This is a genomic window from Bacillus sp. NPDC094106 (genome assembly GCF_044764345.1).
GTDB lineage: Bacteria > Bacillota > Bacilli > Bacillales > Bacillaceae_G > Bacillus_A.
In genome coordinates this window covers 64736-76600 of sequence record NZ_JBIWHY010000022.1, presented here as the reverse complement: position 1 = coordinate 76600, position 11865 = coordinate 64736, and the positions used below count along the sequence as shown (strand labels likewise).

Annotated in this window: 7 protein-coding genes and 1 pseudogene; 4 read left to right on the top strand and 4 right to left on the bottom strand. The window is 34.2% G+C overall.

Going from position 1 to position 11865, the window contains the following annotated elements; all coding sequences use genetic code 11:
- Positions 1–238 precede the first annotated feature (238 nt).
- The 4 genes from ACIQ7L_RS24335 to ACIQ7L_RS24320 form a co-directional block, all read right to left on the bottom strand.
- The gene (locus ACIQ7L_RS24335; RefSeq protein ID WP_400572329.1) at positions 239–1138 is read right to left on the bottom strand and encodes a GNAT family N-acetyltransferase; all 900 of its coding nucleotides are present in this window, start codon (positions 1136–1138) and stop codon (positions 239–241) included.
- Between the two features lie 53 nt (positions 1139–1191).
- Entirely contained in the window at positions 1192–1731 is a 540-nt protein-coding gene (locus ACIQ7L_RS24330; RefSeq protein WP_400572327.1) for a DinB family protein, read from the bottom strand.
- Positions 1670–2188, bottom strand: coding sequence for a GNAT family N-acetyltransferase (locus ACIQ7L_RS24325; protein ID WP_400572325.1), 519 nt, complete (start codon positions 2186–2188; stop codon positions 1670–1672). Before ACIQ7L_RS24325 ends, ACIQ7L_RS24330 begins: the two co-directional genes overlap by 62 nt.
- Positions 2189–2414: 226 nt before the next feature.
- Positions 2415–2936, bottom strand: coding sequence for a GNAT family N-acetyltransferase (locus tag ACIQ7L_RS24320; RefSeq protein WP_400572324.1), 522 nt, complete (start codon positions 2934–2936; stop codon positions 2415–2417).
- Positions 2937–3302: 366 nt separating this feature from the next.
- Here ACIQ7L_RS24320 and ACIQ7L_RS24315 point away from each other — a divergent pair, with 366 nt between their 5' ends.
- The 4 genes and pseudogenes from ACIQ7L_RS24315 (at position 3303) to ACIQ7L_RS24300 (ending at position 10887) form a co-directional block, all read left to right on the top strand.
- Positions 3303–4694: an FAD-binding oxidoreductase gene (locus tag ACIQ7L_RS24315; RefSeq protein WP_400572322.1), complete on the top strand. Its 1392-nt coding sequence runs from the start codon at positions 3303–3305 to the stop codon at positions 4692–4694.
- Positions 4695–5730: 1036 nt separating this feature from the next.
- Entirely contained in the window at positions 5731–7119 is a 1389-nt protein-coding gene (locus ACIQ7L_RS24310) for a M60 family metallopeptidase (protein WP_400572337.1), read from the top strand.
- Positions 7120–7233: 114 nt separating this feature from the next.
- A pseudogene (locus tag ACIQ7L_RS24305) lies at positions 7234–7440 on the top strand (IS4 family transposase); the annotation flags it as partial.
- Positions 7441–7761: 321 nt separating this feature from the next.
- Positions 7762–10887 carry a collagenase gene (locus tag ACIQ7L_RS24300; protein ID WP_400572320.1) on the top strand — a complete coding sequence of 1042 codons (3126 nt, stop codon included), beginning with the start codon at positions 7762–7764 and terminating at the stop codon, positions 10885–10887.
- The last annotated feature ends 978 nt before the right edge of the window (positions 10888–11865 follow it).

Sequence of the window (11865 nt, the reverse complement as noted above, 5' to 3'; positions counted from 1 at the left end):
GAATTTAAAGAAGATGACTCCTGTTGAATACAGAAATCATCTGCTTGATGTTGCATAACTTTTTTCAAAATGTCCTTTACAAAGGGTACAGATTACTCGTTTGCTCTTTCTGTTTTTACTTCGCATGTGGCAGGAAAAGGCCCTGACCGCTTCTATGCATAGCCCGATACTCTCTCCCACCTAAAAAAGGGGGATGTCGTTTTTTTATTGATGTATATATAGTTTTAGGAACAAATCTTCACCAATTCATTTGATATGTAATCCAAGTCGGACAAGGTTCAAAAGGAAGAGATTTTAAAATCTCCATTCCGTATACACTTGTTGAATCAAACTCGCCTTGAATGAGCTGATAACCCTGTTTATTTGCGTACATAACTTGTTGTAAAGCTAACTGCGGAAGTAGCTCTAATTGATGAATCATATGAGTTCCGCACCATCCGAGTTCTAAAGTATCGTTCTTTTCAGATGTGTGCAGGAAAGAATATGCAATAATTTCTTTCTCCGCGTTTAAATAAATAAAGCTTCCTTCCGTCAAGATGTCATCAGCTAATATCGTTTTTTCCCATGTCTCCAATCCATGCTCTCCAACTGGATTGTCTAAATGAGTTTCTTCGTAGTTCCGTTTGACGAGTTGAACAAGTTTTTTCATGGAATGATCGTTTGAAATTATGGTCGATAATGGTTGTAAATTGTATAATTTACGATTACCTTCTTTTAAAGGTGAAATATTTTTAGCACTCTCTACTGTTAAAGAGGGCATATAAGTTCTTCGAATCTCTTTAAATCCAATTCTCTCATAAAATTCTTTTAAATGAACAGAAGTTTCCAAAATAGATGTTTGCAGTGGAAGATCCATTTGTTCAAGTTTTGTTACTTTATGTAACAAGTTTTTTTCAATTTTCATGTGAGCGTAAGAAGGATCAGTTAAAATGCGAAAGTAAGTACAGTGTGGGTGAAAAGCACTTCTCCAAGCAATGAACATACCGACTAATTGTGTTTTATGATAAGCAGCGTATGTATAATGTAACTTTTTACTTTCTACTAAGTGTAGTAAATAAGATTCCTCATGGCATAAATCGATTAACTGTTTTACTTGTCCTTCATTGGTATTTTCGCATTCCCTTATAAAAAGTTGCATGTGATTTTTTCCTCCATATTATTCGTGAAATCTGAAGAATATAGAAAAGAAACTTAGTTTGTAAATATTTGATGAAGATGATGGTTCATATGATCAATATAATCTGTAACAAGCCATTCTAAAGTTACTTCCTGTTGATTCTCTAACTTACATGCAAGTTGCCATTGTTCATTTTTTACATTGTTTAGTAGTTTTATAATTTGCATATTCATTGTTTTCCATAATTGTAGAACTTCATTTGATGAAAAAGATTGCTGATAATGATGTGCTTGTACCCATAAATCTTGATCATAACCAGTGAGTGTAACCTTGTCTTTCGAAGTAAGGATATCAACAAAACGTTTATGGTTTACCGCAGCAGAATCGCAAAGGTGACCTAGTATTTCTTTTTTAGACCATTTTGCCGGGGTGCGTTTTATATCCATATTAGAAAGAAGTATAATTTTTTGAGAAGCAGTATGAATGGTATTTTCTAATTGTGTTGCCAAGGTAGACATGAGAATCCCTCCATTTTTATTTACTACTGGATATTTACAATTCAATCCAATATCTTCTAACAACATTACCATCTTCTTCAATAAAATCACTGTCACGAAGGCCCCCGTTATGTAAAATCGTTTTTTCAGAAGCAACATTCCATTCGTCGCAAACGACAAGAGCTTTTGTAACACCTAATTCTTTTGTTTTTTCTAATGATAAAGCTAATAATTTTGTAGCATATCCTTTTTGTCTTGCAGAAGGACGGATGCCATAGCCAATATGCCCACCAGCATTGAATAAATGTTCAGTTAAGCTGTGACGAATATTTACAGCTCCAACGATTTTTTTATCCTGTGTGACAAGCCAATAAGTTGAATCAGGTACCCAGCCTTTACGGAGATTTTTTCCTTCAGTTGCATCAAGCAGTTCTTGAACCATTACTGGGAAATTAGAAGGATCTTTTTCGATAACCCATGGAATCATCGTTTCACTACTAGATTTCCATTCATGATAGAAATCTAAGTATTCTTTTTGTAAGTCAATTGTAGGAGTGATTAAATAAACATCCACTGTAAGTATTCCCCTTTCAAAAATAATATTTATAATATTAACATAATTAAGAAAAAAGTGGTGCGATTTATAAAGTGAAAATTGTAAAAGAACTTAGAAAGAGTTGCTGATTGAGTCGCTTTACGTACAAATAATAGTTTTTATACACAAAAAAGATAGAGGCATATCCTGCTGTCTCTATCTTTTTTGCATTATAAATTATTCTGTTTTAAACGTGAGCTTCGTCTTATTTTGAAGATGAAGGTGCGTTATAACCAAATAATTTAACGTCTTCATCTTCGGAATATGGAAGTAATTTCTCAAATCTTAAACCTACTTTTTCTAAAAGTTTAGCTGAATTGTGGTTATCTATAGAAGTAATTGCTACAATCCGATTTAATCCTAATGTTTTTTCTCCATACTCCATCACGGCTGAAGCAGATTCATAGGCATATCCTTTTGAGCGGAATTTCTCTAGAAAGGCAAAACCAATATCTACATCTTCTAAGGAATCTCTTTTTATAAGACCACAAATTCCAAGGGGCATAAGATCTTCTTTTCGTTCTACTAAGTAAAGGCCGAAGCCAAGGTTATGATACATGGCAACGGGACCGTTCAAAATATAATTTCGTGCGTCTTCTAGATTTCGAACCCCTTTATCACCAATGAATTGTATCCATGCAGGATCATTTAACAGCTCTAGTATAAATGGAGCATCTTTAACGTCGAGCCAACGGAGAGTGAGTCGCTCTGTTTCAAGAACTATCAATCTATGACACCACCTTTATATGATATAAGATTTTGTATGTTATATATAAGATAGTTGAAGGTTATTCATTCTGTCAAACGGAAAGCTATATATACATCAATTAAAAACCGACATATTTTTAGGTGGGAGAGAGCATCGGGCTATGCATAGAAGCGGTCGGAGCCTTTTTCTGCTACATGCGAAGTGAAAACAGAAAGAGCAAACGAGTGAGCATAGCAGGGATGTAGATGTCGAAAAATGAAAATGGATTTATATAGACTCTATACATATATTTTAAACTTGAATTGTTTTATTTTTCAGATTATTATGTAGAAAAATGGTTAACTTGCTTTAAAATTGAAATTTTTAGAAAAGGAGAGAATGGGGATGGAAATAACAATTGAACGTTTAGTCAATGATTTGAAAGGTGTACTTCCTGAAGAACGAGTAGTAGTAAATATGACAGTAAGAGAATTACATAGTAAAGATGAATCCTATCATGCTAGTAGTTTACCAGATGTGGTTGTATTTCCAAAGACGACAGAAGAAGTGAGTAAAATAATGAAACTAGCAAGCCAACATCAAAAGTCTGTTGTACCGTTTGGCGTTGGCTCGAGTTTAGAAGGGCATGTAATTCCATATGAAAAGGGAATTACAATAGACTTCTCACTTATGAACAAAATACTTGAGGTAAGAGAAAAGGATTTTCTTGTTAAAGTGCAACCTGGAGTAACCCGTTCACAACTTAATAAAGAATTAAAAAAATATGGTTTGTTTTTTAGTGTAGATCCAGGTGCAGATGCGACATTGGGAGGAATGGCTGCTACAAACGCAAGTGGAACAACATCTGTAAAGTATGGTGTGATGCGAGATCAAGTTCGCGATTTAGAGGTAGTTCTTGCTGACGGAACGATTATACATACTGGTAATTTAGCTGCGAAATCATCATCAGGTTATCATTTAAATGGTATTTTTGTTGGATCAGAAGGAACTCTTGGTTGCTTTACGGAATTAGCGCTGAAAGTATATGGTATACCGGAGCATACTATGGCGGCAAGAGCATCATTTCCATCAGTAAATGATGCAGTGGAAGCTGTGATACATATTTTACAAGCTGGTATTCCAATTGCGAGAATTGAACTTGTTGATGAACTGTCCATGAAGCAGGTTAATCGTTATAGTGAAACAGACTATAGGGAAGAACCAACATTATTTTTAGAGTTTCATGGAAATAAAGCAGGGTTAAAACAAGACATTGACTTTACTACAGAAATTGTTCAGGATCATAAATGTAAGGAAATTGCATTTGAAACAGAAACAGCAGCTAGAAATAAATTATGGGAGGCAAGGCACAATTTAGCCTATGCGTATGTCCATAGTTGTCCTGGTAAAAAGCTTATGAGTATGGATGTTTGTCTTCCGATTTCAGAGTTAGCAAATGCGATACAATATGCAAGAGAAACAGTAGATTCTACCGGGGCAATTGGCGGTATTCTTGGACATGTAGGTGATGGGAATTTTCATGTTCTTTTAATGGTTAATCCAAATGATAAAGAAGAAATAAAGAATGCGGAAGAAATAAATGAAAAGATTGTTATGTATGCCCTTGAGCGTGGTGGAACATGTACAGGTGAACATGGGGTAGGGATTGGTAAACAAAAATATCAAGAAAAAGAGCATGGGGCGGCACTTCTTGTAATGGAAAAAATAAAACAAGCTCTTGATCCGCAAAATATCCTTAATCCAAATAAAATTTTAAAAATCAAAAATAAGAAATGATTCTATGTAAATAAAAACGGTTATGCTACATATCGGCATAACCGTTTTTTTGTTGTTAACTTATTTCTCCATTGCATGGCCATCAAGTTAAGAAATTAGTGCTCCCCAAAACAAAAAAATGAGTTGAATTCTCGTAAATAACTGTAGAGATATAAAATTTTCGTTTTGAGGGCACTTCAAAATATTAGCTTGATGGGTATGTGGGGAGACCTATATACTGAATATAAAATATGTAATTTTGCATATTTGTATATTAGGTAATAACGTGTATAATAACTATGTTATTATTTCACAAACATTTTTAAGTTAATCATTTGAAATGTTTAATTTATATAAATCTATTTTGACTTTTCAACATATCAGTTGCTGCTATGCAGAACAAAACATGACATGCACTTGCTTTCTCCTTTTGTTTTAAACCATTCCTGTGGCAGGGAAAGGCACTTACCGCTTCTATGTATGACCAGCTGCTCTCGCCCTCTAAAAGAAAGGGGTTTTTAGGTCATTTCTTTCAATTTGTATTTATATAAAAACAGTTTATTTTCAGTGAATTCATCGGATTATAATGAGTTTGTTTAATGGATAAAATTATATTACAATACTTTTTGTTGTGATTTTTAATATTTAATAATATATGTACAGTGTTTAATTTAGAATTACCATATGCTAGATTAGAGGTTTACACTCAAAATTTATAATGTTTTAATGGAAGTAACAGCCATATATATCCATTTTAATTCTTCGACATACCTACTATGCAGAATACAACATGATCTGCACTTGCTTTCTCCTTTTGATGTGGTGGGAAAAAGTCATGATCGTTTCTATACGCGGTCAGATACTCCCCTTCAAAATTATATATAGATATAATTTTCACGTGTATGAAATAAGAGAGGCGGATAAGTAAATTTAAGAAGTAGTCATAGTAAGAGGAATCATTATCGTATTAATGCAATAAGGGGATATTAAGGGCTGGTGAAAAAATCGGCGTTTTGTATGAACGTTAGAATGGATTTGAATGAAAGGAATGATTGATATGAACAGAGGAAAGAATGATAGATTACAAAAACCAATGAAAGTATTTATGGCATCTGCTGTTATGACAACGACATTATTTACATCTATGACTGTCAATAGCTTGAACATTCATGCTGAAACTAAGCAAACCCAGGCGCAATATGAAGAGAGGAAGTTTGACCTTCCAAGTACAGGACATTATATAGGTGAAGCAAAAAGAGAAAGAAGAAGAGAACAACGAAACTATACGCCAACAGGAATCTATGTAAAACCGAATGAACAAGTCACAATTGAAGTATCGGGACTATCGGGATTAGACATGCTTAACGCAACTATTGGGACAAATGAATATGATAAAGAAGGGGGAAAAGCATTTCGTCTTTCTCCGGGCTCTAATACCATCTCCTCTCCAAACGGTGGTTTATTAGGGTTTGATAACTCTGCAGAGAAAGGAACTGTTAAGGTGAAAGTAACACAAGGCGGGAGCCCTGTTCCATTTTTTGAATTAGGGAAGCATACGAAAGCAGACTGGATTGCTATGATGGACAAGTATCCAGATGCGCATGCCGTTCAATTAAAGTCAAAGAAAGCAGTACTTACTGTTACTCAGGAAAGTGCCAAGAAATATATTGTGGATCAAGATCCTGTTCCTTTATTAAAAAAATATGATGAAATGATTCTAGCACAAGATAGAATATCGGGACTATCTGAAACGAATTCTAATCCGTTACATCGTTCAACTGGCCGTCTTTGGGCTTTTGTAGAAAATCCTAACAAACCAGATTGGGGTATGTATGCAAGTTTGGATGGAGCCGTATTTACGACTGCTGGTGACGCAATTGAAAGTACTTTAAATGTAAATGAATTTGGATGGGGACAAATGCATGAAGCAGGGCATGCAAGGCAACAATACCCTTGGATGTGGTATGGATTGGATGAAGTCACTGTTAATATTTATTCTTTAGCTGCACAAAAACAATTATTCCCAGGACAACCAACACGTTTAGAAAAAGAGGGAGATTACGATAGAGCCTTTCAATACTTAAAACAAACAGATAAAGAGTATAAAAATATTGATGACTTGTTTGTGAAACTTGTTATGTTTTGGCAACTTCATTTAGCATATGGGGAAGATTTTTATCCGAATCTCCACAAACTATATCGAGAGTTACCAAAGGATAAACTTCCAGAAACTGATGAAGAGAAAATACAAGCATTTATTTACAATACATCGAAAGTAGCGAAACAAAATTTACTTCCATTCTTTGATCAATGGGGACTGAAAGCATCACAAGAAACAAGAAAGAAAGTAGAAGCTTTGAGATATCCAACATTAACTTCCCCTATATGGGAAGCGACGGATGCGAAACCCGTTAAACCAGTAGCTTCGTATGATCCAAGAAAATAATGAAAGCAAGTGTGTGATCTAGCTAGTAATGCAATCGATGACAATCCAAATACAATAATGAAAAAAATACGCTACCCTTTCTATAGCATCATAGGGAAGGATGGCGTTTTTGATATGAACTTATCTATTATTGATGAACTAGAATTGTTTTCTAAAGAGTTGCAACGATATATGTCACCTAATGCTTTAGAGCAATTAGCTAAAAATGTAGGATTTGTTAAACAAAAAAATAAATATTGCGCACAAGATTTAGTGGCCCTATGTATTTGGTTAAGTCAAAACATAGCTCATACTTCATTGACGCAATTATGTAGTCTATTATGTATACGTAATTTAGGATACTTAAAAGACTTACATACTAGGGGTACCGCCCTATATCCATCAGGCTAAGATTTTGAAATAACTCCAAAACGAAAATTTTATATTTCTACAGTTATTTATGAAAGTTCAATTCATTTTTCATTTGAGGGAACCACCAACTTCTTAAGTTGATGGATGTGGGGCGGTACCCCTTTTAAATAATTCAAGAAGTATTTAAAAACTATTAAAAAGTGATATAAAATCTTACATATTTAATTTAAATTAATTTATCTAAATAATATGTTTCTTTATTTCAGTTATATATTAGTATGGAGGGAAATTATGAAAAAGAAAATGAATCAAATTATGCTTGGAATTAGTACAATGGCATTGTCGTTAGGGGCATTGCAAGCTGAAGTATCAGCGGAAGAAAAAGTACCTTATAATGTATTGCAAATGAAGCCAGCAGGGATAGAAACGCCAAAAGATGCAGTTGCTCATTCCTCAAAAATTGATGAAACATTATCATATGAAGAACGTTTAAAAGTAGGAGATTTCTCACAGAAGCCAGCATCCACTAAGAAAAGTGCGAAAGCGGAGCAGTCGCAGAAAAGCTATACTTTAGATGAGCTGAATAAAATGAGCGATGAGGAGTTAATTGATACACTAGCGAATATTCGCAGCGGACAAATTAAAGATTTATTTCAGTTTAACGAAGGAACAAAAGCTTTCTATGGAAATAAAGAACGTCTGCAAGTAATCATGAACGGATTAGAGGAACGAGGAAGAACGTTTACAAAAAATGATGCAAAAGGACTTGATACGTTTACTGAAGTGCTTCGCTCCGCTTTTTATGTCGGAGCTTATAATGAGGAATTAAGTTATTTAAAAGAGAGAAGCTTCAAGGATAAATGTTTACCTGCCCTGAAAGCAATTGCAAAGAATCCGAATTTTAAACTCGGTACAGCTGAGCAAGATTTAGTTGTAAATGCATACGCGGATTTAATGAGGAATACTTCTAGTGACATTGAAATGGTTCAGTATGCAGCAAAAATTTTAAAGCAGTATAATAATAACCTTTCTACATATGAAAGTGACCGTAAGAAAGGAGAGGCTGTATACGCTTTGATGCAAGCTGTTGATGCCAATATAGATACTGATTGGCTCCTTGCGGATAGAGATACAAAAGCAACAATGTGGTATGGAAAGGTTGATAGTTTCATAAATGAAGTCAATAAAATGGCGCTTATAGGTAATGTAACGGATAAAAATGGTTGGCTCATTAATAATGGGATTTACTATTCGGGACGTTTAGGGAAATTTCATAGTAATCCGAAGAAAGGGTTAGATGTTGTTACGCAAGCGATGCAGATGTCTTCATATTTAGGAGAGCATTATTTTAGAGCGGCACAGCAGATTGCTACAAATTACGGCGGAGTAGATGCGAACGGAAAAACAGTAAATTTAGATCAAATTAAAGAAGAAGGAAAGAAGAAATTTTTACCTAAAACGTATACATTTGATGACGGGGCAATTGTCTTTAAAACGGGAGATAAAGTGACAGAGGAAAAAATCCAAAGATTGTACTGGGCTGCGAAAGAAGTAAAAGCACAATATCACCGTGTAATCGGAAATGATAAAGCATTAGAACAAGGGAATGCAGATGATGTATTAACAATCGTAATTTATAACACGCCAGATGAATATAAATTTAACCAGCAATTGTACGGATATGAAACGGAGAATGGTGGTATTTATATTGAACAAGACGGAACGTTCTTTACATATGAACGTACTCCGAAGCAAAGTATTTTTAGTTTGGAAGAATTGTTCCGTCATGAATTTACACATTATTTACAGGGAAGATATGAAGTGCCTGGATTATTTGGGCAAGGAGATATACAGCAAAATGAACGTTTGACATGGTATGCAGAAGGAAATGCGGAATTTTTTGCAGGATCGACGCGTACGAATAATGTAGTGCCGCGTAAGAGTGTTATAAGAGGTTTATCAAACGAACCCGCAAAACGCTATACAGCAGAACAAACATTATATGCAAAATACGGAACGTGGGATTTTTATAACTATTCCTTTGCATTGCAGTCTTATATGTATAATCACAAATTTGATACATTCGATAAAATACAAGATTTAATTCGTGCAAATGATGTGCAAGGTTATGATGCATACCGAGAGGCGTTAAGTAAAGATGCACAATTGAATAAAGAATATCAAACATATATGCAGCAATTAATTGATAATCAAGAAAAATGTAATGTGCCGCAAGTATCAGATGATTATGTAGTAAGTCATGCACAGAAAGCACTAACTGAAGTGAATCAAGAAATTGCAGATGTTGCGAATGTAAAAGATGCAACGATTACAAAACATAAGTCTCAATTCTTTAATACATTTACAGTTGAAGGTACGTATACAGGCAATGCAACGAAAGGTGAATCTGAAGACTGGAAAACGATGAGTAAACAAGTGAACGAAGCATTAGATACGCTGTCACAAAAAGAATGGAGCGGTTATAAAACAGTAACAGCGTACTTTGTAAATTATCGTGTAAATAATGAAAATCAGTTCCAATATGATATTGTTTTCCACGGCATTGCAACAGATGAAGGTGCAAGTCAAGGAACGATTATAAAGCGAAAAGATTCATATTCTGGAGAAGAGAATAACGCAATTCAGTTTAAGAGAGATAGTTCAAAAGGTGAAGATCGAAACATCGTTTCTTATCTTTGGGACTTTGGAGATGGGGAAACAAGTACAGAAGAAAATCCTACTCATGCGTATGAGAAAGCAGGAACATACGCGGCAACCTTAACAATGGAAGATGATCAAGGAAAAGAAAGTAAAGAACAAGTGACAGTTAATGTAGAGCGAACAAAAGCGACATATTACGGGGAAGAAAATGGCGCAATTCAGTTTAAGAGCGATAATTCAAAAGCTGAAGGTCGAAAAGTTGTTTCTTACCTTTGGGACTTTGGAGATGGGAAAACAAGTACAGAAGAAAATCCTACTCATGCATATGAAAAAGCAGGAACGTATACGGTAATCTTAACGACGAAAGATGATCAAGGAAAAGAAAGTAAAGAACAAATGACAGTTACTGTAGATCGAATGGGAGCAACTGAAATAGAACCAAATAATCATCCTGAACAAGCAAATGTAATGCCATTTAATACGCTTCTCAAAGGTTCATTTGGTGATGAAGATTATGGGGATATTTATACGTTTAATGTGTCATCACCCAAAGAAATAGAAAATTTTGTTATTAATGAATGTAAACTCAACATGACATGGGTAATTTTTCATGAATCAGATATGAGAAACTGCGTTGCAGGCGGACAATCTAATGAAAATATACTTAAAGGAAAGTTTACTGCAAAACCAGGGAAGTATTATTTATATGTGTATACACCTGGGGAAAATGGGACATATTCTGTTAAAGTAAAATAAAGATAGAAATGGAGATATTTCCTCTTAGGGGTACAGACTCCATCGCTATCAAGCTAACAAAACAAAATTCCCCTAAAATGAAAAAACGCCATTCTTTCTGTAGAATCATAGGAAGAATGGCGTTTTTGATATGAACTTATCTAATACCGGACCATACAGATCATGCCCTTTTCTAGAGTGTTCATATCAGTATGTCTAAAGTTTAGGGATTTATGGTACTAGTCTTAGAGTTTTTGCATCAGAACTCTCTCCAACAGTTTCTTCAGTTTTATCCCGCTATTTGCGGAGTAATACTCCCACCTGAAAATTCAGTGAAAGCAAAGAAATAAGGTGGGAGATAAACTGCTCGTAAAGGCCCGGTTGGTTTAACTAATAATCGGTGGGGACGAAGAAAACCCCACTGATTAAAGTTTCACTTTATTTACAAATGCAGGGTTTAAAAGTTACAGAAAAAAATGTCGAATTTTGTTGTTTCATTTTATTATCGGTGTTAGAATATAATTATTATAAAGAAAGAGTAATTAAAAATTACTTTTGATTTCGGATTTTCCCGGGATGTTGAGTTTAACCTGTAGGTTTATCATATCTCTTTTTGTTCTCTGCTCTTTCTTTGTTTTATTGTTCTAAATTAAGCAGAAAAGAGGAGGCCGGAATTTAAGAACGTGATATTAAGAATTTGATAAAATTAATCTTACAACATTTGTATGAAGTACATCTTTATTGTATAAGTTCATCTAGTTTTTCCGATATGTCTAAACTAATCACAGCTTGTTAGTTTATATTGTTTAATAAGTATAGATAAAATAAATGATTAATGTGGAGAAAGGACTTCGGATTTATCTTCTGAAGAAGAAGTAAGGTGTATGATTGAATATCTTTATTATGTTGTTTGATAAAATCTTAATAAATAGTTTTTTGATTCTAGATAATGTTTGAATTTATCATATTGAACCGTTTCAACTATTTATAAAAGAGAAG

Coding starts and splice junctions, on each gene's coding strand:
- ACIQ7L_RS24335 (WP_400572329.1), bottom strand. CDS start 1,138: ATGCAACTTTTTATAAGGGAATGCGAAAATACCAATGAAGGACAAGTA.
- ACIQ7L_RS24315 (WP_400572322.1), top strand. CDS start 3,303: ATGGAAATAACAATTGAACGTTTAGTCAATGATTTGAAAGGTGTACTT.
- ACIQ7L_RS24310 (WP_400572337.1), top strand. CDS start 5,731: ATGAACAGAGGAAAGAATGATAGATTACAAAAACCAATGAAAGTATTT.
- ACIQ7L_RS24300 (WP_400572320.1), top strand. CDS start 7,762: ATGAAAAAGAAAATGAATCAAATTATGCTTGGAATTAGTACAATGGCA.